This window comes from Mucilaginibacter sp. P19 (assembly GCF_050632265.1).
GTDB lineage: Bacteria > Bacteroidota > Bacteroidia > Sphingobacteriales > Sphingobacteriaceae > Mucilaginibacter > Mucilaginibacter gossypii.
Genome location: NZ_CP192586.1, coordinates 6,375,298 through 6,399,549, shown reverse-complemented (window position 1 = coordinate 6,399,549; position 24,252 = coordinate 6,375,298). Strand labels below are relative to the sequence as shown.

Annotated in this window: 20 protein-coding genes, 1 tRNA gene and 4 pseudogenes; 14 read left to right on the top strand and 11 right to left on the bottom strand. The window is 41.6% G+C overall.

Going from position 1 to position 24,252, the window contains the following annotated elements; translation table 11 throughout:
* Positions 1-137 precede the first annotated feature (137 nt).
* Entirely contained in the window at positions 138-2,000 is a 1,863-nt protein-coding gene (gene mnmG / locus ACQ86K_RS31470; protein WP_091174830.1) for a tRNA uridine-5-carboxymethylaminomethyl(34) synthesis enzyme MnmG, read from the top strand.
* 115 nt (positions 2,001-2,115) lie between these two features.
* Positions 2,116-3,756 (top strand): Ig-like domain-containing protein, encoded by a 1,641-nt coding sequence (locus ACQ86K_RS31465; protein ID WP_091174828.1) that lies wholly within the window; start codon positions 2,116-2,118, stop codon positions 3,754-3,756.
* On the opposite strand, the pseudogene ACQ86K_RS31460 reads toward ACQ86K_RS31465, so the two are convergent.
* Positions 3,746-4,257: pseudogene (locus ACQ86K_RS31460) on the bottom strand (gamma carbonic anhydrase family protein). The gene ACQ86K_RS31465 and the pseudogene ACQ86K_RS31460 overlap by 11 nt on opposite strands.
* Positions 4,258-4,332: 75 nt before the next feature.
* Here ACQ86K_RS31460 and ACQ86K_RS31455 point away from each other — a divergent pair.
* Positions 4,333-4,405 (top strand) — tRNA-Gly (locus tag ACQ86K_RS31455).
* 124 nt (positions 4,406-4,529) lie between these two features.
* Here ACQ86K_RS31455 and nadB read toward each other — a convergent pair.
* Positions 4,530-6,121: pseudogene (nadB, locus tag ACQ86K_RS31450) on the bottom strand (L-aspartate oxidase).
* A 407-nt stretch (positions 6,122-6,528) separates the two neighbouring features.
* On the opposite strand from nadB, the gene nadA reads away from it, so the two are divergent.
* Entirely contained in the window at positions 6,529-7,521 is a 993-nt protein-coding gene (gene nadA, locus ACQ86K_RS31445; protein WP_090532733.1) for a quinolinate synthase NadA, read from the top strand.
* Positions 7,522-7,971: 450 nt separating this feature from the next.
* A pseudogene (gene thiL, locus ACQ86K_RS31440) lies at positions 7,972-9,017 on the top strand (thiamine-phosphate kinase).
* 80 nt (positions 9,018-9,097) lie between these two features.
* Here thiL and ACQ86K_RS31435 read toward each other — a convergent pair.
* On the bottom strand, positions 9,098-9,331 hold the full coding sequence (locus ACQ86K_RS31435; RefSeq protein ID WP_431199391.1) for a hypothetical protein: 234 nt from the start codon (positions 9,329-9,331) through the stop codon (positions 9,098-9,100).
* A 169-nt stretch (positions 9,332-9,500) separates the two neighbouring features.
* Here ACQ86K_RS31435 and ACQ86K_RS31430 point away from each other — a divergent pair, with 169 nt between their 5' ends.
* Positions 9,501-10,361, top strand: a complete 861-nt coding sequence (locus ACQ86K_RS31430; RefSeq protein WP_091174818.1) for a DUF6263 family protein — start codon at positions 9,501-9,503, stop codon at positions 10,359-10,361.
* Here ACQ86K_RS31430 and rmuC read toward each other — a convergent pair whose 3' ends face one another.
* From rmuC to ACQ86K_RS31415, 3 genes are all read right to left on the bottom strand, one after another.
* A complete protein-coding gene (gene rmuC, locus ACQ86K_RS31425; protein WP_091174816.1) occupies positions 10,362-11,732 on the bottom strand; it encodes a DNA recombination protein RmuC in 1,371 nt (456 codons plus the stop codon).
* A gap of 78 nt (positions 11,733-11,810) precedes the next feature.
* The gene (locus tag ACQ86K_RS31420; protein ID WP_091174814.1) at positions 11,811-13,238 is read right to left on the bottom strand and encodes a DUF4932 domain-containing protein; all 1,428 of its coding nucleotides are present in this window, start codon (positions 13,236-13,238) and stop codon (positions 11,811-11,813) included.
* A gap of 104 nt (positions 13,239-13,342) precedes the next feature.
* Entirely contained in the window at positions 13,343-13,573 is a 231-nt protein-coding gene (locus ACQ86K_RS31415) for a hypothetical protein (protein ID WP_091174812.1), read from the bottom strand.
* Between the two features lie 99 nt (positions 13,574-13,672).
* On the opposite strand from ACQ86K_RS31415, the gene ACQ86K_RS31410 reads away from it, so the two are divergent.
* Complete coding sequence (locus ACQ86K_RS31410; RefSeq protein ID WP_129571772.1) at positions 13,673-14,053, top strand: hypothetical protein; 381 nt, start codon at positions 13,673-13,675, stop codon at positions 14,051-14,053.
* Positions 14,054-14,059: 6 nt separating this feature from the next.
* Here ACQ86K_RS31410 and ACQ86K_RS31405 read toward each other — a convergent pair whose 3' ends face one another.
* The 4 genes from ACQ86K_RS31405 to ACQ86K_RS31390 are packed head-to-tail and all read right to left on the bottom strand — an operon-like array spanning position 14,060 to position 17,182.
* Positions 14,060-14,542: a gliding motility lipoprotein GldH gene (locus tag ACQ86K_RS31405; protein WP_431199390.1), complete on the bottom strand. Its 483-nt coding sequence runs from the start codon at positions 14,540-14,542 to the stop codon at positions 14,060-14,062.
* Positions 14,539-15,141 carry a hypothetical protein gene (locus ACQ86K_RS31400; RefSeq protein WP_431199389.1) on the bottom strand — a complete coding sequence of 201 codons (603 nt, stop codon included), beginning with the start codon at positions 15,139-15,141 and terminating at the stop codon, positions 14,539-14,541. The genes ACQ86K_RS31405 and ACQ86K_RS31400 overlap by 4 nt, the downstream gene beginning before the upstream one ends.
* Entirely contained in the window at positions 15,141-16,034 is an 894-nt protein-coding gene (locus ACQ86K_RS31395) for a PSP1 domain-containing protein (RefSeq protein WP_431199388.1), read from the bottom strand. Before ACQ86K_RS31395 ends, ACQ86K_RS31400 begins: the two co-directional genes overlap by 1 nt.
* A 2-nt stretch (positions 16,035-16,036) precedes the next feature.
* Positions 16,037-17,182 (bottom strand): ATP-binding protein, encoded by a 1,146-nt coding sequence (locus ACQ86K_RS31390; protein WP_091174803.1) that lies wholly within the window; start codon positions 17,180-17,182, stop codon positions 16,037-16,039.
* Between the two features lie 172 nt (positions 17,183-17,354).
* On the opposite strand from ACQ86K_RS31390, the pseudogene ruvX reads away from it, so the two are divergent.
* Positions 17,355-17,692, top strand: a pseudogene (ruvX, locus tag ACQ86K_RS31385) (Holliday junction resolvase RuvX); the annotation flags it as partial.
* 139 nt (positions 17,693-17,831) lie between these two features.
* Here ruvX and ACQ86K_RS31380 read toward each other — a convergent pair.
* The gene (locus ACQ86K_RS31380; RefSeq protein WP_091174798.1) at positions 17,832-18,251 is read right to left on the bottom strand and encodes a GxxExxY protein; all 420 of its coding nucleotides are present in this window, start codon (positions 18,249-18,251) and stop codon (positions 17,832-17,834) included.
* Between the two features lie 210 nt (positions 18,252-18,461).
* Between ACQ86K_RS31380 and ACQ86K_RS31375 the strand changes: the two genes are divergently transcribed.
* The 6 genes from ACQ86K_RS31375 (at position 18,462) to ffh (ending at position 24,120) form a co-directional block, all read left to right on the top strand.
* Positions 18,462-19,106 carry an O-methyltransferase gene (locus ACQ86K_RS31375; protein WP_431199387.1) on the top strand — a complete coding sequence of 215 codons (645 nt, stop codon included), beginning with the start codon at positions 18,462-18,464 and terminating at the stop codon, positions 19,104-19,106.
* Complete coding sequence (locus tag ACQ86K_RS31370) at positions 19,103-19,645, top strand: glycoside hydrolase family 73 protein (RefSeq protein WP_091174792.1); 543 nt, start codon at positions 19,103-19,105, stop codon at positions 19,643-19,645. Before ACQ86K_RS31375 ends, ACQ86K_RS31370 begins: the two co-directional genes overlap by 4 nt.
* A gap of 61 nt (positions 19,646-19,706) precedes the next feature.
* The gene (locus ACQ86K_RS31365) at positions 19,707-20,543 is read left to right on the top strand and encodes a glucosaminidase domain-containing protein (RefSeq protein ID WP_091174790.1); all 837 of its coding nucleotides are present in this window, start codon (positions 19,707-19,709) and stop codon (positions 20,541-20,543) included.
* Between the two features lie 158 nt (positions 20,544-20,701).
* On the top strand, positions 20,702-21,472 hold the full coding sequence (locus ACQ86K_RS31360; protein ID WP_091174788.1) for a hypothetical protein: 771 nt from the start codon (positions 20,702-20,704) through the stop codon (positions 21,470-21,472).
* 146 nt (positions 21,473-21,618) lie between these two features.
* On the top strand, positions 21,619-22,641 hold the full coding sequence (locus tag ACQ86K_RS31355; protein ID WP_091174944.1) for a DUF3078 domain-containing protein: 1,023 nt from the start codon (positions 21,619-21,621) through the stop codon (positions 22,639-22,641).
* 150 nt (positions 22,642-22,791) lie between these two features.
* Positions 22,792-24,120: a signal recognition particle protein gene (ffh, locus tag ACQ86K_RS31350; protein WP_090532696.1), complete on the top strand. Its 1,329-nt coding sequence runs from the start codon at positions 22,792-22,794 to the stop codon at positions 24,118-24,120.
* Positions 24,121-24,252 lie beyond the last annotated feature (132 nt).

Genomic DNA, 24,252 nt, shown 5'->3' with positions numbered 1-24,252 from the left:
AGCGCCAACGAGAAAATCGGCGAAAATAAAATTAAAGTTCCACGTGGAACAAATCTTGAATTGAAGAACCATTAAGTCAACATAATACTTAAAATCTGCGACTCAAGACTTACCAAAAGTGGAACAAGGAGGATAAAATGTTTAAGAAATATAATGTAATAGTAGTAGGTGCCGGGCACGCAGGCTGTGAAGCTGCCGCTGCCGCTGCTAATTTGGGTTCATCAGTTTTGCTGATAACCATGAATATGGGTACCATTGCACAGATGAGTTGTAACCCCGCCATGGGTGGTGTTGCTAAGGGACAAATAGTGCGGGAGATAGATGCTTTGGGTGGATATTCGGGCATTATAACTGATAAAACATCTATCCAGTTCAGGATGCTTAATCAATCAAAAGGCCCCGCAATGTGGAGCCCGCGTGCTCAAAGCGACCGTATGCGGTTTGCCGAAGAGTGGCGTTTATCATTAGAACGCACCCCTAATGTTGATTTTTGGCAGGACACCGTAACCTCTCTGCTTGTAAAAAACAATACCGTAGCAGGTGTTCGTACCTCTATCGGTATCGAAATTGAAGCGGATGCTGTTGTATTAACTAATGGAACCTTCCTGAATGGCGTGATCCATATAGGCGAAAAAAGATTTGGCGGAGGCCGTACAGGTGAAAAAGCTGCTACCGGTTTAACCGAGCAATTGGTTGAGTTGGGCTTTGAAGCAGGTAGAATGAAGACCGGTACCCCACCCCGCGTGGATGGCCGAAGCCTTAACTACAGCTTGATGGAAGAGCAGTGGGGCGACCCAGTAAGAGGCAAATTTTCCTTTACCGATGTACCTTGTATAGAAGAACAGCGCTGCTGCTGGATCACCTATACCAATACCGATGTACACGAAACGTTGAAAGAAGGCTTTGAAAGATCACCGATGTTTACCGGTCGGATCAAAGGTTTAGGTCCCCGTTATTGCCCTTCAATTGAAGATAAAATTAACAGGTTTGCCGAGCGAGATCGCCACCAGATTTTTGTTGAACCGGAAGGTTTAAATACTGTTGAGATCTACGTAAATGGTTTCTCCACCTCCTTGCCTGAGGATGTACAATACAAAGCACTCACCAAGATTCCGGGTTTTGAGAACGCTAAAATGTTCAGGCCGGGTTACGCCATTGAGTACGATTTCTTCCCTCCTACACAATTAGGTTTAACCTTAGAAACTAAACAGATCAGCAACCTTTACTTCGCCGGCCAGATCAACGGCACTACCGGTTACGAAGAAGCGGCGTCTCAAGGCTTCATTGCAGGCATCAACGCTCACCAAAAAATTAATGATAAACATGAATTGATCCTGAAAAGAGCAGAATCGTACATCGGTGTTTTAATAGATGACCTGGTAACTAAAGGTACCGAAGAACCTTACCGCATGTTTACATCAAGGGCAGAACATCGCCTGTTATTGCGCCAGGATAATGCAGATATCAGGCTCTCTCCTATGGGTCATGAATTAGGATTGATCAGCGACGAGCGTTTAGAAAAAGTAAATCAAAAGATAAAAAACTCTGATGATATTGTGGCTTATACCAAAAGCAAGTCCATCGATCCATCAACAGTTAATACCCTGATGGAAGAGTTGGGTACGAGTCCGCTTGCGCAAAGCACCAAACTATTCAATTTGCTGAGCCGCCCACAGGTAACCTTTAATGATCTTAAAAAAGCCGACGCCCCTTTAGCCGAGTTACTTTCGGCCTACGATAAAGAAACTATTGAGCAGGCTGAAATAAAAATCAAATATGAGAGTTATTTCATCAAGGAGATGGAGATAGTAGACCGGATGAAAAAAATGGAAGACCGCGAGATCAATCCAAATTTTGATTATCACACGTTGGTATCGCTCTCCAAAGAAGCACGCGAAAAATTGATGAGGATAAAACCACGCACTTTGGGCCAGGCTTCAAGAATTTCGGGCGTTTCACCCTCCGATATTTCAGTTTTGATGGTTCATGTATCGAGATAAAACGTAAATATCTGATAATTAATTAATTATAAAAAGTCCTTTAAAATCAATTATTTTTAATTTTTAATAGTACTTCTCATAAAAACATAAAAATCGCTTATATCGCCTAAAAACTATGTTAAACACAAAAACGGCTATTTTTTACAAAAATTCAATACTGATTTTTATTGTTTTATTCATTTTTGGATGCGCAGCCCAACAACCACCGCAAGGAGGGCCACGCGACCAAACCCCGCCAAAATTGGTGAAGGCAATTCCCGGAAATAAAACCCGGAATTTTGTCGCCAAACAAATCGACCTGGAATTTGACGAATTCATCAAACTTACTAACGCTTACCAGGAGATCAGCATGAGCCCGGCCATGGAGAAGCCCCCCGAGTATTCATCAAACAAAAGAAAACTAAAAATTGAGTTTAAAGACAGCCTTCAAAAAAATACTACCTACGTTATCAACTTTGGAAAGTCAATACAAGATGTGAATGAAAGTAACATCCTGAAAAATTTCACTTATGTTTTTTCTACCGGCAGCCATATCGATTCATTAAGCATCAGCGGTACGGTAACCAATACGCTCACCCAGGAAAAAGAGAAAGATGTACTGGTATTTATTTTCCCGGTGAAGCAGGACACTCTCTTCGGAAAAAAGAAGCCGTCTATTTTTGCCCTCACCGATTCATCAGGAAATTTCGCTTTGAATAATTTAAGGGAAGATGACTATCGCATCTATGCCCTAAAAGAAGCAAGTCCGGATAAAATTTTTAACCGCGACGAAGAGTTGATCGCTTTCCTGAAAAAACCCATTCATCTTCGGGCGGATACTTCTAATGTCCAGTTAAACTTATTCAAACAGGATCCTGAAAAATTCAGGGTATCCGAAAAACGTTTTGATACTGATGGTAAGCTATTATTGGTATTTAACAAGGGGCTAACACAGCCGGCCATTAAAGTGATTTACCCTGCCAATGTGGATGATAGAAAACAGGTATCGTTTTCACGTACAAAAGATACAGCATCTGTTTATCTGCGTAATATGAACTTCGACTCCCTGCGTGTAGCCATATTTGACAAGGGCAAGCCTATAGATACCATCTATCAGCTTAAACGTAAAAATGAAAGCTTTACACGTGTTGTAACAACAAGCTATAACATGGGTAATGACAGTAAATTAAAACCCGGCGGCAATTTGATGATCACGGCAAGCATCCCTATCGAAAACTTCGACCAATCGCAAATTACCTTAAACGAAGATTCTGTAGCTACAAGCGATTACACCATCCAAAAAGATACGGGCAATTACAAATTGCTTAATTTAAAATACAGATGGCGGGAAAGCAGTAAATATGAGTTGGTATTGAATGAAGGCGCATTGACGGATATTTATGGCGATAAAAACAAACGCCTGTCCAAAAAATTCCAGATCAATAAACTGGATAATTACAGCCAGCTCACAGTAAAACTAACTGTACCCGACACGGCCAAAGCATATGTAGTTGAGTTGTTAAGCGAAGACAAAAAGTTAATTCAAAGCGACCCTATAACCAAAAACACTTCATTGGTATATAAAGGAATTCTGGCCGCTAAATACTATGTGAGGATTATTTACGACGAAAATAAAAACGGTAAATGGGATAGCGGGAACGTGAGGTTGAAGCGACAACCCGAAAATATCTGGCTAAATGAAAAGCTCATCACCCTGAGGCCAAACTGGGAAGCGGAGGAGCCGGTGACTATTCCAAAAGAAAGGGTTACTCCTTAAACCAGCCCGAATACATGATATAATTTTGAGGCAACTGCTTCAACATAGCCCTTTGCTCATCAGTAAGGGGCTTTATTTTTTTGCAGGGATGCCGGCATATAAATAGCCTGATTCGCATATCGTATTTTCCAATACAACAGCACCTGCAGCAATGATCACAAACTCATTTACAACCGCGTGATCCATCACAATTGCACCCATGCCAACCAATGTATGATCATGTAAAGTACAGCCGTGTACAAGCGCATTATGTCCTATAGAAACACTGCTACCAATGTTAGTTGGCGCTCTTAAATAGGTAGCGTGGATCACTGCACCATCCTGGATATTGGTGTTATTACCAATTTTTATATAATGTACATCCCCACGGATAACGGCATTAAACCACACCGAACAATTATCACCCATAACCACATCCCCTACTATAGTACAGTTTTCGGCAATAAAACAATCCTTACCCCAAACCGGGTTTTTATCTTTTACAGGCAGAATTACAGGCATATCTTTAATTAGTGAATTATTGATTTAGTGGATTATTGATTTGAATAATTTTATTTATGTTTGAATACAAAATAAGCGAAAATAGCTCAGTCGGTAGAGCGTCAGTTTCCCAAACTGAAGGCCGCGGGTTCGAATCCCGTTTTTCGCTCTTCAAAAATGCTTTCTTTTATGTCATTGCGAGAAGGAACGACGAAGCAATCTCGTAGCTATGCTTGTTGAATATGCATTTACTACGAGATTGCCACGCTACGCTCGCAATGACATATTTTATACTAAAACACCGTATCTTGCACCTGCTCAGCATGCTCTGGATAATCAGTAGTATAATGTAATCCCCTGCTTTCCTTACGCAACATAGCCGATTTTACGACAATAAACGATACCTGGATCAGGTTACGCAGCTCGCAAAGTTTAACCGATAGCTTGGTTTTCTTATAGAAATCTTCAGTTTCCTCGTATAATAATTTCAACCTGCGTAAGGCCCTGTCCAGCCTGAAATCCGAACGAACGATACCTACGTAGTCATTCATCAGCTTCTGCATTTCGCGTACGTTGTGGGTAACCAGGATATCTTCGTTTGACAGCTGCACCCCCTTCTCATCCCAATCCGGGATATTATCGGGGATTACATTATTTTCGAAATTCTTAATTGCGTCTTCGTAGATCCTGTGTGCAAAAACCAACGCCTCCAATAAAGAATTTGAAGCCAAACGATTAGCGCCATGCAGGCCTGTTGACGAACATTCTCCGCAGGCATACAACCTTAATATAGACGATTGCCCAACATGATCAACCATTATACCGCCGCACATATAATGACAAGCCGGCGCAACGGGAATCATATCCTTGGTCATATCGATACCAATCTCCAGGCATTTTGCATAAATATTAGGAAAATGGTTCAGGATATCTTTTTTACTGCGGTGCCTTACATCTAAATAAACAAAGTCTTCGCCCGATTTTTTGATCTCGGCATCAATAGCCCTTGCCGTTATATCACGGGGTGCCAAAGATTTACGCTCGTCATACTCTTGCATAAACTCTTCACCGTTAGTGCGCTTTAACACGCCGCCAAAACCGCGTACAGCCTCAGATATCAGAAAAGAGGGATATTCGCCGGGATTATACAAAGCTGTTGGATGGAATTGCATGAACTCCATATTACGTACTTTACCTTTAGCACGATAAACCATAGCAATACCATCACCAGTAGCGATTGTTGGATTTGTGGTAACCGCGTAAATATGTCCGGCACCACCAGCAGCCATTACCGTAACTTTAGATAAGATCTTCTCTACAATCTTAGTTTCGGTATTAAACGCATAAATCCCGAAACAGGTGATATCAGTACTTGATTTACCTACCAACTCGCCCAAATGGTGCTGCGTTATTAAATCAACAGCAAAATAATGCGTAAGTATCTCAATATTAGGATTTTTATGAATTTCCTCTAAAAGCGAACGCTCTATCTCCCAGCCGGTTACATCTTTGTAATGTAACACACGAAACTCGGAGTGTCCCCCTCTTTAGCCAGGTCATAAACACCCTCATTGGTCTTGTCGAAATTGGTTCCGTAATCAATAATCTCATTGATCCGCTCGGGACCCTCCTTAACAACGGCTTCAACAACTTCGCGGTCGCAAAGCCCGTCGCCACTTATTAAGGTGTCCTGGATGTGTTTTTCAAAAGAATCTTCTTTTTTATCCACAACCACCGCAACGCCCCCCTGGGCATATTTGGTGTTGGATTCGTCTTCGTTAGATTTTGTAACTATCAGTACCTTACCATGCTTCGCGGCTTTGAGCGCAAAACTTAATCCGGCTATCCCTGAACCCACTACAAGGAAATCAACATTTCGGGTCATATTTTAGATGAATGTGTGTAAAAGTAGTACTAATGTTAATAACAGCTGTATAACCTGTTAAGTTTATGTAAACAAAAAGTGAAAAATAGTTTACAGTGTGTATAACTCCCTTTCTCAGGTCGAATATCAATATTTTTTGAGCGACTTTTACGACACTTTAGTCATAAAGCTAACATTTTGTCAACCCTGAAAATATTAACATAAAACTTTTTCAAATAAAAATTGATTGTCATACCTATCTAAAAATCAGCATGCTTTTTGGTGGATAAATGTTTATAAGTGTTAATAAATTGTGAAAACTAACTTTTAAAACAAAAATTACTCCGACTTTTGCACATTACCAACACCCTAATAAACAATAGTTCTTTTTAATTTAAAAATTAGTTGTTATTAATTGAATTGTGGAAATGAATACCTTCGAAGAAATAAATCTGAAAGGATACGTGGATGAAGAAATTGATCCGACGCTTGATCTTTTCGCGGAAATTGAAAAATTAAAAAAGCAAAAAAATGCGGTGATCCTGGCGCACTATTACCAGGATGGCGATATCCAGGATATTGCCGATTACATTGGCGATAGTTTGGGATTATCTCAACAAGCCGCCAAAACGGATGCCGATATCATTGTTTTTGCAGGCGTACATTTCATGGCCGAAACTGCCAAGATACTGTCGCCAACCAAGAAGGTTTTACTGCCGGATATGAAGGCAGGTTGTTCATTAGCAGATAGTTGTCCGCCACACTTGTTTAAAAAGTTTAAGGAAAACTATCCCGATCACCTGGTGATCACTTATGTAAACTGTACGGCCGAATTGAAAGCTTTAACTGACATTGTTTGTACATCAAGCAACGCTGTGCAGATTGTAGAGAGCTTACCGAAGGATCAGAAGATCATTTTCGGACCTGATAAAAACCTTGGCGCGTATGTAGCCAAAAAAACCGGTCGAGACCTGGTATTGTGGAATGGGGCCTGTATGGTTCATGAGATATTTTCGAGAGAAAAGATCACCAAACTGAAAGAACGCCATCCGGGTGCAAAGTTGTTAGCACATCCTGAATGTGAGGATGTTATATTGGAAATGGCCGATTATGTTGGTTCAACAACCGGAATTTTAAAATATGCCGGTAGCCACCAGGACAAGGAATTTATAGTAGCAACAGAATCGGGCATTTTACACCAGATGCAAAAGGAAAACCCGGATAAAATATTTATTCCGGCACCGCCAAATAACAACTGCGCATGCAACGATTGCCCGCACATGAAGCGTAACACACTGGAAAAGTTATACCTGTGTTTGAAAAATGAAACACCTGAGGTAACTGTACCACAGCATATAATTGAAAAAGCAGTAAAACCGATTGAGCGCATGCTTGAGATTTCGGCGCAGCTGGGATTATAGTTCTTTGAGACTACACCGATTACGGGTTGATTTCACCGATTTTTTGATCGGTTGGATGGCCTTGATCAGGAAGTTATAAACTGGGGAATTGTGGAAAACCGGGAGGAATTAAATTGAAGGTATTTTTGGTGTAAAAGTGCCTTCTTGCTTGTAAAAAGGCTGAAAATCGTAAAAAATTTTTCGCCAAAGGCGGATATAAGGTATAAAGGTAGCGGCCCGAAAACTTGGGTTATCCACATTGTTGTTAAAAAGTATAAAAGCCGAAGGGAGGCTGGAGTCAATATATTTGTCGTCCGTTTTTCGATGGTCAACTGATTTGGTTGGTATGTGAGAAAAAAGTGTAAAAAATTTCCCGCCTTCGGCGGAAGGTGTAAAGCGGGTTGCGGCCTAAGATGTATAAAAATGTAAATTTAAAAGTCTCCCTTTTAGGGAAGATTTAGAGGGGCTAATATGTTTGAAAATCAGGATAGAACCAATTTAGAGGAGCTTGGCGAATTTGGCCTTATCGGTCACCTTACAAAAAATATTAAGCTTACTAACGAAAGCTCAAAAAAGGAGTCGGCGACGATGCAGCTGTACTTGATTTCGCTGGTAAAAAAGTGCTGGTGAGTACGGATATGCTGTTGGAAGGGATCCATTTTGATTTGGCGTACACGCCGCTTAAGCATTTGGGTTACAAAGCGATACAGGTAAACCTGAGTGACATTTATGCGATGAATGGAATAGCGTCGCAGGTTACTGTGTCTATCGGCATGTCGAGCAAATTTCCGCTCGAAGCCATTGAGGAGCTTTACCAGGGGATTTATATCGCCTGTGAAAAATATAATGTGGATTTGATCGGCGGAGATACAACATCGTCAAAGCAGGGACTGGTGATCAGCGTAACCTCTATCGGATATGCTGATGAAGCTGACATTGTGTACCGTAACGGTGCCGAAGAAGGCGACCTAATTTGTGTATCCGGAGATTTGGGAGGTGCTTATACCGGCCTGCAACTGCTGGAGCGGGAAAAGCTGATCTACCTGGAAAATCCTAATATTCAGCCGGATCTGGAAGGAAAAGATTACATCGTGGAACGTCAGTTAAAACCCGAAGCCCGCCGGGATGTGGTGGAATTGCTGAAAAGCATCGAAGTAAAACCAACCGCGATGATCGACGTATCTGATGGTTTGGCTTCAGAGTTATTACATATCTGTAAGCAAAGCAACAAGGGGTGTAACCTGTACGAAGAGAAGATCCCGCTCGACCCGATGACGTTTGAAACAGCCCGTGAGTTCAACCTCGATCCTACTATTTGCGCGCTCAGCGGTGGGGAAGATTATGAATTATTGTTTACCGTGAAGCAGGCCGATTATGATAAGATCAAATTTAAAATGGATATCAGCATCATCGGCTACATCACCGAACCATCGGCCGGCTGTAACCTGATCACTAAAAGCGGTACCGTACATGAATTGAAGGCCCAGGGCTGGAACGCGTTTAAAAAATCCGAATAATGCTGCAGGATATTTTCGATAAATTTTACCTCAACAATCATCCCGATGGGAGACCGCCCGGGGCTTTTGTGAAGGGAATTTTATTGCTTTACCTGGGCTTGCTGATCCAAACGTTGAATAATTACCTGGACGGTTTCAATTTTTCGGCCATCCTGTTTGTATTCTGTCGCTGTCGGCTTTTTGATCTTTGTTACCGGCGAAGGAAAGAAATGGGCCCGGATCATCCTTTCGGTTTTGATATTGCTGAATGTTTTTTTCCTGGGATCGTCATTGCTGTATAGTTTCGGAATTTTACATGATAGTTCGGCTTCCAAAAAAGCTATAGAAATGCCGGTTTATCTCATCATTTTAACCCTCGCCGAGATCATTGTTGAACTATGGGGTTGGGCGCTGATGTTTACCAAACAGGCAGATTGGTGGTTTAACAGGAAAAACACTAATAGATAAAAACTTTATTTTTAAATCAAACCTAAATCTTTTAAAATGAAAAAATACATAATCTCATGTGTTTTATTATTCACTATAGCTAAAAGCTTTGCTCAAAACTCAGCCATTTTTAAGATAAAATATAAGTCGCTTCATAAATATCATGTGAAAATGGTAACTGATCTTAAAATGGAGATGGACGCCGTAGGTGATGAAGCAAGTATAGCCGAAATAAAGAAAAATACGAAATTGCCAGCGACCATAACCGGGCATAATGGTCATGATTTAGATTTAGTTACAGGAAAACTAAATAGCGATAATTCTTTTCCTTTTACGATGACATTTTGGGGAATGCCGTCGGTAATGAATTTTAATGGGAAGCAGATTGAAACCCCGGATCCTTTGAAAGACCGAATTTTTTATGGAACGGGGTCGCCGGAGGGCAAAATACATATCGATTCGGTATCCGGAAAAAATACAGACGAAAAGATAAAATCAGCTGTTACTGCTATTATCAATAACATCAGTAACAAACTACAATTTCCGGATAAGCCAATGAAAATTGGCGAGACTTTTACGCAGGAAATACCCATGGCAATGCCCGTACCCGGCTTTACCAATATGCAAATGAATATAAAGCTTGTTTATAAACTCATATCTGTTAATAATGATATAGCAAATTTCGATATAGATCAATCGATGGCTATGGATTTGAAGACTACTACAAACGGAGCAGAGGTAACTATTAGTGGTAACGGTAAAGGAAGCGGCAAACTTGTTTATAGTATCAAACAAAATTACATGAGTAGCATGGTTAGCAATATAAATTTTAATCTGTCCATGATAATGGAGGGGATAACTTTTAAAGCAAATGCATCCGCCAACGCATCATATCTGGCAGTTGTTAACGAGCTTTAATTACTCATCCCCAATATATTTCTGATCTATCTGCTTATCTGCTTTTGCTCCCAACTTTTTGATCTTTTCGGCGGTAGTAGTCAGGTTGCCCCTACCCTCCGATAATTTACTGATGGCGTTATTATAAGCCGATTGTGTTTGGTTAATGTTTTTGCCAATGCTGTCCATATCACTTAAAAAACCAACAAACTTATCATACATATCGCCGCTTAAACGGGCTATTTCCAATACATTGCGGTTTTGGCGTTCCTGTTTCCACATACTGGCAATGGTACGCAGGGTAGCTAGCAATGTCGACGGACTAACAATTACCACTTTCCTGTCCCAGGCATAATTAAAGAGCTCGCCATCCAGTTGCACCGCTATACTGAAGGAGGATTCTATCGGCACAAAAAGCAGCACAAAATCGGGCGAATTGATCTTATATAAATCGTGATACTTTTTGGCTGAGAGTCCGGCAACATGCCCGCGGATAGATTCCACATGGGCTTTGGCAAATAGTTTTCGATCTTCCTCGGTATCGGCGTTAACCAACTTTTCGTACGCAATTAGAGATACTTTGGAGTCGATAATCAGGTGCTTTTCATCGGGTAGGTCGATGATCACATCTGGTTGATATCTTGTGCCGTCGGTGGACTGGATGGCGGCTTGGATGCGGTATTCCTGGTCTCTGACGAGGCCTGAGCGTTCCAGTACCCGCTCCAAAATTACCTCGCCCCAGTTACCTTGTTTTTTGTTATCGCCTTTAAGTGCTTTGGTAAGATTTTGGGCCTCATCGCTAATCTGTTTGTTGAGGTCCATCAGCTGCGTGATCACCCCTTTCAGGGTGTTCCGTTCAGCGGCTTCCATGTTGTAAACTTTCTCAACTTTATCCTCAAATGCTTTCAGGTTTTCCTTTAACGGGTTAAGGATGACATCCAAATTACTCCGGTTGATATCAGTAAATTCCTTCGATTTTTCTTTAAGCAGTTTTTCGGCCACATTTTCAAATTCGCGCTGAAATTGGGTGCGGATCTGCTCTATTTCGGCCTTTTGCTCCTGCAGTTTCTCCTGCTGCGATTTATAGTAGGCCCGGGCACTTTCTAAGGATTGATTGGCCTGTGCCAACTGGGTGCGCTCGTATAAAAGCTCGTCAATAAGACGATTCTTTTCCTCCTTTAAAAAGTTGGTAATGCTTTCTTTTTCAGCAACTAAACCGTTTGATTTTTCCTCGGCTTTGGCTAATAAAATTTTAAGCTGATCATGCTCATATCGGAGTTTGCTCAACTCTTCGGCCGAGATCAGCTCAACTGCTTTTGGTTTTTTCAGGAATAGAAAAACTGCAATCAGCAGGATGATCAGGGATACAAATACTAATATAATACCAGTCATTTATTGATAAAAATATTAGTAAAGTAAAACATAAAATTTTATAAATACTAATAAAGTTAATCAAGAAAGGCAAGTGAATTAAGGAATGGGATTATTTTCTGTTTTAAAATTCAGGATATAGTTTTGTACAGCATAGCCATCGCTTGCCCGCATCATACCGCCGGTAATATTTATCTGGTATTCGGTATTAGGCTTCAGACTCACTTTCATAATAATGCTTTTGTTATCATTAGCAAAGGTAAATTTTGCCGACTTAGGATAATGATCTATACCCCTGGCTCCCGGGCCAAAAAAGTACTTTATGCCATCCAATTTTTTATCAAAATCAAATATAATTTCAGTTGTGTTGGCCCTTATCGTAGTATCGCCGTTTTTGAAAGGCCTTACTGCTATTACCCGGGCACAATGTTGCTGATAGTCGTCATCGTAAAAACTGATATTTGGCGCCAATTTATTGTAAAAGACGACAATAGCAGGCATAAAGCTTTCAAGTGTAGGATAAGTTTTTCTGTTTGATTGATATTTACCAAGTAAATTAACCAATGGCCGCATCCAAACAAAACCTCTGGCCAACTGCTGCTTAAGCTCTTGTTCGGCCACCAATGTATCGGTATTATGGGTTTTCAGGTAACTGATTACTGATGCCCTTACTAAAGCTTCGTTCATCATTGTTTTCCACTCGCCATAAGCTTGTTTTCGCATTTTTGTGCGCTCCTTTTCGTAAATAAGCGCACCCGCATCTCTCAATTGGCTTTCATAATTATCGGTAAGATAATTGATAAAAGAGTGGTTAAACTCGTGGATCAATGTAGGCAGATAAGATGCCGCGTCATAAGTAGGTAAGCCTTGCTCATCAAAAGTACCAGAACCAATAATTGCATATACTTTTTTGGTATGATCGTTTAAATAAACATGTGGCCCGTAGTTTCCTCCGCCATTTCCAAATCCTATGATGATATTGAAATTTTCGGCCGGCGCTTTACCATAAAATTTATAATACCAGGATACATCCAGCTTTTTAAACAGGGCATTAAAGCGACTTTCGGCTATAGCATAATCAGCTAAATGGGCATGGAAAAACCCATCGAAGTCGGCGTCTTTATAAAATTGCTTTAATAGGGCAGTGAATTTTACAGCGCTTTCCAGGGTCCACCTTTTGTCTGGTAAAGAGACTGAAAAAGGTACTAATGGTTCTAATGCCGGTGGTTCATTCAAATGAACGGCCATTGACATAACAGCATCGTAGCTAACGCCGCTGCTGTCCCTCAGTTCCCGGGCGTATTTAATGAGCGGATGGTCAATAAATTTATCAAGATGCTTATGAATATCCGCAACGTATTTAACATTGTCAGGTGTATTGTATTCTTCGTTACCCGCTAAACGGAAAACAATGCTCAGCAATTCTACACGTTTATCAATTCGGGGCGTTGCTATAGTATTATTAGTTTGGGCTGATAACACTAAGGGAAAAAAGATGATAAGAAAAGATAGGTTTAGGTATTTCATTTAATAAAAAAGTTAAAGGCAACAAAAAAGCAAACTCCTGAAGGTAGACTGATCAGCTAATTCTTAGTTTAATCATGAACAAAAGAAATAGTGATCAGCCGGTATTAATGCACCGGATGCACAGCCGAATCGGTATCAGCACCAAGCGTAGTGGTGTCTGCTGAATTAGTTGTAGTGTCGGTGTTTCGGGCTGTTGAAGTTTTTGTTGAATCGGCAGGGCCGCCGCTACTTTGGGTCACGCTGGTATCGTTTTGGCGGTTATTTTTATCGGCGCTATGACAGGATGCAAAAGCTATTGAAGCAGCTAAAAATGTAAGGATGGTTAATTTTTTCATGGGTGATGTTTAAGGCTTAACGGGTAGTTATACGTTTCTGTTTTATTATTAAGATTTTGTTCGCTGGTATAAATTAAGGATATTCACAAATAAAAAACAATGATGAAGCAATTGATTTATGGGATATTAATAAGCTTGTTGTTTGTGTCCTGCTCAAAAAAGAGCACAGATCAACCACCGCAGCCCCACACTATAAAAGTTACGGTAAGCGCTGCAGATGCCTTTAATGTTTCATTATCTGAATATAAAACAACGGATAGCAGCCCTAAAATAGTTGATGCGAAAGCTGTTGCAAAAGGATCATCATACAACTATACTGCTACATTGAATCAAAACGACCAGGTAACCCTGGTTGTTGCATCAGACGTTAGCAATACCGTAACTTACAGAATTTACGACAATGATAAAATAGTTGTACAGGATACCGACAGAGAAGTGTTGACGCATGGCTCGGTTACCGTTACCTATAATATCCCTTAGTATAAATTATTGGGCTTTCTCTATCCTTAACCCTACATCGCTGATTTCATGAAGGGGGTTATCACGCATGTTTTGTTCTATCTGAAAACGGTAAATGCCTTTTGTGGGGAAATGATAATCTTTGCGCAAAAGCACCTGGTAGCTGTAAAGGTTACCTGACCCCTTGCCCAGCCATTCGCCATCGGGATTGGCCAGCTTTACTTCAAAACGCGTAGTATGCGTTTTTTTATCGGGCGAGATTTGATTAACCAATACAAAAATGTTGGAGTACTTATAGTTGCCCGTAACCCGTAAATTAAGGTATTGGTTATAGGCAACTTTTTCATCATCAATTTTAACATCAAAGTTTACGCGGTTAACGTACGACCAGTTATGATCGGCAATCTCGGTGTTGGTATCAATGATCCTGTTCGGATCCGAACAGGAACCGGCAAACATGGTTACTAATAATAATGCTGCCGGGTAAATGATATTTAAAGCCCGTTTCATTCAGGTTTTGCCTGTTGATTATTGTCGTTATTATTATTACGGTTTGGGCGGTTTGGCCTGCGGCGCCTGTTGTTATTCCCGCTCCCTTCACCCTGTGGTTTTCCTTCGCCTTGTGGCCTCGGTTCCCCCTGTGGTCTCGGTTCTCTCAGAGGTTTGGCTTCGCCTTGAGGCCGGCCCTCTCCCTGGGGTCTGTTTTGCTGCGGAGGCCTGTTACCCTGGGGTCTGTTATTGTTTTGCGGCTGGCGGTTTCCTTCAGGACGCGGCTGCTGTGCCGGTTTTTCCTGCGGATTACCCGATCCCTGCTGAGGCTGCTGCTGGGCCGGTTTGCCCTCGGCTTGCGCCTGGCCTCCGGGTTTCTGGTTTTTATTGCGGTTTTTGTTCTTCTTTTTATTGTTGTTGCGCCGTTCGTCGAGGCGGGTAAGACTATCCTGGCCAACCACGTTTTCGTAATCGAGCGCTTTTGCCGCTGGTGTTTCAACTTCAACAATTTCACCAAGGTCTTCGGGGATCACACCATCTTTATTCTGCTGCTGAATCTCTTTAACCTTTTTTATGGGTAGTGGCACCCATGATTCTTCTCCCGGGTAGCTAAACCACATTATTTTTTTAAAGATGTCGGTTTTTTGCAGGCGGGCATCCCCTTTTGGGTTTTAAGGGTGTTTACATTATCAGGGATGTATTTTAAGGCATCCATGTAAGTATCCAGCTCGTAGTTAAGGCAGCATTTCAGCTTGCCGCACTGGCCGGCCAGTTTCAGCGTATTTAATGAAAGGTTTTGATAGCGGGCTGCCGAAGTAGATACGGTTTTAAAATCGGTAAGCCATGTTGAGCAGCAAAGCTCGCGGCCGCATGAACCTATGCCGCCTAAACGGCTTGCTTCCTGCCTCATGCCAATCTGCCTCATCTCGATACGGATGCGGAAAGTTTCGGCCATTTTCTTGATCAGTTCCCTGAAATCAACGCGGCCTTCGGCCGTATAATAAAATGTAGCCTTGGTTTTATCGCCCTGGTAATCCACATCGCTCAGCTTCATGCTCAGGTTAAGGTCAAGCGCCAGCTTGCGCGATTTGTGCATGGTTTCCCATTCCATATCCTTGGCAGCTTTCCATTTGTCAACATCGGCAACGGTAGCTTTACGGTAGATCTTTTTTACAACATCGGCTTCCTTTACATGGCGTTTTACCATTTGCATGCGCACCAGTTCGCCGGTAAGCGAAACATGGCCAATATCATAGCCACCAGTGGTTGCTTCAACAGCCACCAGTTCGCCGGCTTCGAGGTAAATATTATCGTTGTTTAAATAAAACTCCTTGCGCGAGCCTTTAAACTTAACTTCAATAACCTGAAAAGGCTTATAGTTAGTCGGCATGTCCATATGCGACAGCCAATCGTAAACATCTAATTTGCTGCAACCATTAGTAAGGCAACTGCCGTTACTTTTGCAGCCCGCAGGCGAACATCCGCCACCTGTTGAGCAACTTCCACATCCCATAATTAACTTGGCATATATTGATTCCCCGCAGGGACATTTTTATTTATTAGTATTTTAATAATTTGTAAAGATACATCTAAAAATAAGATTTTGGGATTAGCGTTGCGCTCCACATGATAATGTGCTTTTTCCAGCTCATCAATAATCATTTGCGATTTGCCTATACTCAATACACCGCTCATTTTTTGAGCCGTATCCAGTTCCTTTGCCGGTAAATGTACCAGGCTACCCGCCCCGGCAATGAGTAAACAGCACTCGCGGATAAAGCTGGTACCGTAACGCAAAAAGTTTTTTTGGTTTTCGCGCCCCATTTTGGCAAACTGCTCCACAAAAGCCATCACCTCAATACCTTTATTGCCAAAGCAATAGCGTAGCCATTGCACAAACAGCTCGTGGTAGCTTTTGTTGTCCTGCTGCAGCATGGCCAAAGCTTCGGTCATGTTGCCATTGCTCAAATAAGCTATTTCGGCAGCGGCTTCTTCGGTTTGGTGATGCGCACTTATTAAATGTTCTTTAATTTCATCGTACTCCAAAGCGGGTATTTTAACCAGCTGCGTACGGGATAATATGGTGTTCAGGATTTGATCCTGGTTTTGGGCTACTAATAAAAACAGTGTATTAGGCTGCGGTTCTTCAATAATTTTAAGCAAAGCATTCCCCTCTTTATCGAGGTATTCGGGCAACCAGAGGATCAGGATCTTATATTCCGATTCAAAAGGCTTAAAGCTTAGTTTTTTAATGATCTGGTGACATTCGGCAATATTGATATTGGCCTGTTTATTTTCGGCATCCAGGTATCCGCGCCATATGTCCAGGCTTAAATATGGGTTAGCCGTTAAAGCGCCGCGCCATTGCTCAATAAAAGTAAGCGCTGTATCATCTTTATGTTTTGCAAAGAAAGGGTAAGAAAAATGCAGGTCTGGATGCATCAGTTTCTGGTATTTCCGGCAGGAAGAGCATGCCCCGCATGAGTCGCCGGGCTGCTTGTCTTCGCAGGATAGGTACTGGGCATAGGCAACAGCAAGCGCCAGGCTGCCCGATCCTTCGGGGCCTAAAAATAATTGCGCATGGCTTACCCGGTTCTCGCTCACCGTGTTAAGCAATCGTTGCTTTGTTGCTTCCTGTCCTACTATTTCTTTAAACTGCATTTGGTGCAAAATAGTAATTTGATTTTGGATTTCGGAATTGGGATTTCGGATTTACACAGGAAACGAGGTTGCTTTATTTATGAAAGGATCTTTTGTAGGCTTGGTTTCATCTTAGTTGCGTTATCTTTACCGAATGGAATCTCAGGTCTCACATCTAATATCTCACATCTAAATGAGAATAATGGCTTTTGATTATGGAACCAAGCGCATCGGCATTGCGGTTACTGATCCTCTGCAGATCATCGCTACCGGGCTTGATAATATCCACCCCAATAATATCATCGAGTTTTTAAAAAATACCTGCAAACAGAACAAGTGGAGCGCTTTATCGTAGGCGAACCAAAGCAGATGGATAATACCCCTTCGCAATCGGCCATTCATGTAAAAGGCTTTGTGAACCTGTTAAAGAAAACATTCCCCGAAACCCCGATTGAAATGGTTGACGAGCGTTTTACCTCAAAAATGGCATCAGCAACTATCGCTCAGAGTGGGATGAATAAAAAGAACCGGCAGAATAAGGAGTTGGTGGATACGATATCGGCGGTGATATTGTTGCAGAGTTGGATGGACCGTAGATTATTTTGATGGCGTTGATTTCGCTGATTTGTCTACCTCTTAGTTAATGATTTTTTTGATTGCTCGTGACTTTTTATGATTTGTTTTGCTGTCGTGCAAGTTTATATTCGTTGGTAATGCGTTTAAACTCTAAGCTTTTGGATCCGAAATTAATAAGAAGTCCGGTTTCGAGTTTATAAGCTTCGAGATAGTTTAATACTTGAGCGAGATGAATATCTTCAAGTTTGGATACAGCTTTGAGTTCTACCATAACTTTTTCATCTACTAAAAAATCAACTCGCCTTCTGCCTACCTCTATTTCATCATAAAAGATAACCATTTCAAGCTCCCGGGAAAACAGCAACCCTTGTTTGTGCAGTTCGATCTCCAAACTTCGTTGGTAAATAGCTTCCTGAAAACCGTTGCCTAAGATTGAATGAACTTTCATTGCACAACCAATAATTTTACCGGTAAGCTCAGAGTGTTTATAGGTATTATTAATTAGATCTTTCATTTGATAAGGTTATGCTATAAAACTATTAAAATCAGAGAAAAATCAGGCAAAAAAATTATTCTTCAAGTGAAAGGCAAATCAGCGAAATCAACATAATCAATAAGAATCAACGGTTCTGGTAGTAATAAATCATTCTAAAAATCAATAACTTACAAAATAAATCAACGAAATCAGCGTAATCATTCCCATCAACGGTGTATCTTTGCCCCCATGGATATTCTCCCTAATGCCTTACTGGCTTACTTAGATGACCATTGCGACCCGGAGCCGGAGGTGCTTAAAAAGCTCAACCGCGAAACGCATATCAAGGTGTTAAAACCTAACATGCTATCGGGGCATTACCAGGGCAGGCTGCTTAGTTTTTTAAGCAAAATGGTGCAGCCTAAGCGCATCCTGGAGATAGGTACCTATACAGGCTACTCGGCTATTTGCCTGGCCGAAGGTTTGGCCGACGACGGCATCCTCCACACCATTGAGGTTAATCGCGAAATGGAGGAGATCATCACTTCACATCTTAAACTAACAAATGTTGAAAACAAAATAAAGCTGCATTTTGGGCAGGCAGAGGCCGTTATTGCTGATTTACAGGAGGATGTTTTTGATTTGGTGTTTATAGATGCCGATAAAAAGAATAATTATACTTACTTTCAATTAGTTTTTGACAAAGTCAGATCCGGAGGATTAATAATAATTGATAACGTTTTGTGGAAAGGAAAGGTGTACGGCACCGAAAAAGATGCCGATACTGAAGGAATCCGCAAACTAAATGACCAGATAGCTGTTGATAGCAGGATAGAAAAATTGATCCTGCCGGTACGCGATGGGCTGCTGGTTATCAGAAAAAATAAATTATGAAGAAAATCTTACTGATTACAACACTGTTGATTTCAACATTAGCTGCTTCAGCACAGAAAAATACCTCACAATCTTACATTGAAAAGTTCAAAGATGATGCCATTAAGATCATGCACGAAACCGGGATCCCGGCAAGCATCGTTTTAGGTGTAGCCATGCATGAATCGGGCTGCGGCAACAGCACCATAGCACAAAACCTTAATAATCAGTTTGGAGTAAAAGGTTACAATACCGTAGTTTATACCAAACACAACAAAAAAGTTCGCACCTCTTATAAAAGATACGATTCGGTTTTTGACTCGTTCCAGGACTTTGCACGTATCATGACCGAGCGCAAGCAGTTTAGCCACCTGGCCGACGCGCTTACCCATTATGATTATAAAGGATGGGCAAAAGGTATTCAGCGTGCCGGTTATGCCGGTAGCCGCAGATGGGCATCGCAGGTTTTAGGTATCATTAACAGGTATAACCTCAATGACCTGGATGAAAATCCGGCAAACCAAACGCAATTGGCCGACGCAACAACTAAACAGCAATAATTACGTTTATAAAATCTTAATTTGGCCCTGGTTATATGCCACATAATAAGATTTAAGCCTCATGCGAAAAACCATATACCTGTTCATTGCTGTAGTTTGCCTCAGTTCATGCTCTGCCCGCAAAAAAACCACTACAGTATCAAACCGAGATGCCAAACGCAATAACAGCAATATCCAAAAAGCCAACAAGGACGCTATTGCCAATTACCGGTCATACAACTCGTTAGAATATATTGACCGCTTCAAGGCCATCGCCATCCAGGAAATGAACCAGTATGGTATCCCGGCCAGTATTACCCTGGCGCAGGGCTTGTTTGAATCGGGCGCGGGCAATAGTGACCTGGCCAAATATGCCAACAACCACTTCGGCATAAAATGCACCAGCGACTGGACCGGCAAAAGCTATTATAAGGATGACGATAACGTGAATGATTGCTTCCGCGTTTATGATAACCCGGAAGATTCCTTCCGTGACCACTCGGCGTTTTTAAAACGTAAAAATTACGCTAAACTTTTTGAACTGGATAAGAACGATTACGAAGGCTGGGCTTATGGATTGAAAAAGGCGGGTTATGCTACTAATCCTAAGTATCCGCAGTTGCTTATCAATATTATTGTAAAATATAACCTCGATCAGTACGACCGCCCCGAAGGCGAGATTGCTAAAATTAAACGGGAAGACCGTGTGTTATCTCAGATCAACGATAGCATTGGCAAACCTGTTCAGGATACCCTTTCCAAAACCCCGCCCGACGATAAGATCTACACCGTAAAACAGGGCGATACACTATACAACATATCCAAGCGTTTTGGAATAACTGTTGATGACCTGAAAGCATTAAACAGTATGAGCGACAATGGCATTAAAATTGGCCAGAAGCTTGTTGTCGTAAAATAGAGAATCAAGACAACAAGAGTCAAGAGAATTTGAGATTAGTTATCACCGAATATTTATCTTGATTCTTGACTCCTGGTATCTTGGCTCTTTCCTCTAAAGGTTAATTGTTGTTAAATTGTATGATCACCCGCTGTGCAACACGTATTTTTGCATCCTCAATGAAACTGTGGACGCTTTTAATATGTTTGGCCCTGACCGCAACTAAAGTTTTTGCCCAGCAAAAAACCGTGGATGGGGTTGTGTTTGATAAAGACAGCAAAGACCGCATTGCCAAAGTTAATGTACAGAACATCACCACCGGCAAATCAATTTACAATACTTTTAAAGGTGAATTCAAGATAGAAGCCCAACCCGGCGATGTGCTTGTTTTTACAAAATCAGATCATCATCCCGATACATTGAAAGTGCAAGGCGGCGAATCACTGGCGGTTTATATGAAGCGCACAGCCATACAGCTTAAAGAAGTTATCGTGCGTGATACCCTGCTTAACCCGCAAAAACGGCTGGCTGCAACCAAAAACGATTATACCAAAATCTTCGGCCCGCTTAATAATAAGGACCTGCTGAGCTTTGGGCCGGGCGGTGCTGGCTTAAGTATCGACGCGCTTTACAATTCATTAAGCCGCAGCGGCCGCAATGCTGCCCGCCTGCGCGAAACTATTGAAAAAGACTATCAGCAAAGTGTTATTGACTATCGTTTTAACCGAACTTATGTTGGCGCCATAACCAATTTAAAAGATCAGCAGCTCACCGACTTCATGTTACGGTACCGTCCCGGCTATTATTTGGTGAAAACGGCAAGCGACTATGAATTTATAGCCTCCATTAAAACCAACCTCAATCGTTTTTTAAAGTATAAGAAACGGCCGTATTCCCTTACTCCGCTTGTTACGCCCGATGACAGCAAGAAGGATCTTGGCCGTGAATAAGACAGATAAACCTTAATACAAGGTTCATTTTAATATCCGAAAATTCCGATATTTTTGCCCAAAAGTCGTTTGCCAGACTAAACCCTGAAGCAACATTTTTGTTTATTGTGGGTAAAAAAGGAGATTTTTGCTTTAATTTGTTTACTATGTTAAAAACAAAACCGGGATTACTAATACTCGCATTATCAGTCACGTGCGTTTTATCAGCAAAAGCACAAACAGATACCCTGAAAAAAGATAGTGTTAAAATAGACACTGCCGTACTTAATAAATACCGGATAAATTCCCGCAAAAACGCCATCCCCACCCGGGTTCGCCCCATACAGATCCAGCGCGAAATGGTACCTGTTACCATGCTCGATTATAAAGTAAACTACTGGAAAAAGGTAATCACATTCGGGCTGAACTTTAGCCAGTCGGCATTTAGCAGCAATTATGCGGCGGGTGGCGTAAGCGCGGTGGCATTAGGTTCAAATTTTATTTATCATACCGAATATAACAAAGCGCCTTTCAGTTACGTATCCGAGCTTAACCTTACTTACGGCGTATCAAAAAATAAGGGACAGGGCAAACGTAAAACGCAGGACCGTATTTATTTTGATAACAAAGTAGCGTCTCAATTATCAAAAAGCTGGTACTTCTTCGGTTCGTTAACCTTTGAGTCGCAATTTGATAAAGGTTTCAATTATGTTGATATGGGGAATGGAAAATTTGATCAGCAATATATTTCAAACTTTATGTCGCCAGGTTATCTTACCGAATCGGTCGGTTTTGAGTATAAGCCAAAAAGTTGGTTCGATTTGCGTTTGGGTACCGGTACTGCAAGACAAACTTTTGTACTTGATCAGGCCATCCACAAATATCAAAAAGATAACTACGGTGTGGATACGTTAAAAACCGTGAAAAACGATCTTGCGTTCCAGGTTGTTGCGTTGCTGGATAAAGATATAGCCAAAAACATTCACTTAAATACCCGTTACGCGTTGTTTATCCCTTATGCCCAATCGCCAAAATTTATTACCCACCGTGTTGATTTAACGCTAACAGCTAAAGTGAACAGGTTAATTAGTGCAACGGTAAACGGAACGCTGTTGTATGATAAACATACATCCGATAGCGCGCAGGGTTATGAAGGTATTGGGTTGGGGATGTTGTACCGGTTTCCGTAGTACAGTCTTGAACAAATAATACAATTGAACCGGCCTTATTAAAAACAGGGCCGGCTTTATTTTGGAATAAACAATGGGATGAGACAAGTTAATATAGTTCAAAATCATACCTTTGCATTCTTATAAAAAAGATTAAAGTTTTTTAATATAATGTTTGAAAATCTTTCGGATAAACTCGATAGGGCGTTCAAGGTCCTGAAGGGTCAGGGAACTATTACTGAAATAAACGTGGCCGAAACCATGAAGGAGATTCGCAAGGCCCTTCTTGATGCCGACGTTAATTATAAAACCGCCAAAGCATTTACCGATGATGTGAGGCAAAAGGCGCTTGGTAATAATGTATTAACATCTATTTCGCCAGGCCAGCTGCTTACCAAGCTCATGAACGATGAGCTTACCGCGTTGATGGGCGGTACCACAGCCGATCTGAATTTTCCAGCTACTCCTACCATCATCCTTATTGCCGGCTTGAATGGTGCTGGTAAAACAACCTTCACAGGTAAGCTTGCCAATTACTTAAAAACACAACGCAATAAAAAACCATTACTGGTTGCTGATGATATTTACCGTCCGGCGGCTATTGATCAGCTGGAGGTTTTAGGCCAGCAAATAGGTATCCCGGTGTATGCCAATCGCGACTCGAAAGACCCGGTTGCTATTGCCCGCGAAGGTATAGCCCAGGCTAAGCAGAACGGGAATAACGTGGTGATTATTGACACCGCCGGCCGTTTGGCTATTGACGAGGCCATGATGGTGGAGATTGAGCAGGTAAAAGATGCCGTAAAACCACACGAGATCCTGTTTGTGGTTGACTCCATGACCGGTCAGGATGCTGTGAATACTGCTAAAGTGTTCAATGACCGCCTTGATTTTACTGGTGTGGTATTAACCAAGCTGGATGGTGACACCCGCGGTGGTGCGGCCCTTTCTATCAAATCGGTTGTTAATAAGCCTATCAAGTTTATTGGTACCGGCGAAAAGATGGAAGCGCTTGACGTTTTCCACCCCGATCGTATGGCATCAAGGATCCTGGGCATGGGCGACGTGGTGTCGTTGGTTGAACGCGCCCAGCAGCAGTTTGACGAGAAAGAGGCAGCCGAGCTACAGAAGAAGATCCGCAAAAACAAGTTCGACTTTAACGACTTTTACGGCCAGATCCAGCAGATCAAGAAAATGGGTAACATGAAAGATCTGATGGGCATGATACCGGGCGTGGGCAAAATGATGAAGGATGTTGAGGTTGATGATAATGCGTTTAAAGCGATAGAGGCCATTATTCAATCTATGACCCCGTTTGAAAAAGCTAACCCTGAAACCATTAATCAAAGCCGCCGTAACCGCATAGCCAAAGGTTCGGGCACCGATTTACAGGAAGTTAACCGCCTAATGAAGCAGTTTGATGATATGAAGAAAGTGATGAAGCAAATGAGCAATCCCGCTGCTATGGCCAACATGATGCGCAGGATGCCTAAAATGTAAGGTAGGTATAACTTATAAAAAGAACGTCTCTTGCTAAAAACAAGGGACGTTTTTTTGCTCCTTTGCTGACGAACAAAATGAACATATGTATAATTTATTATACACAATTTCACACCTTTTGCGAATTGAAGT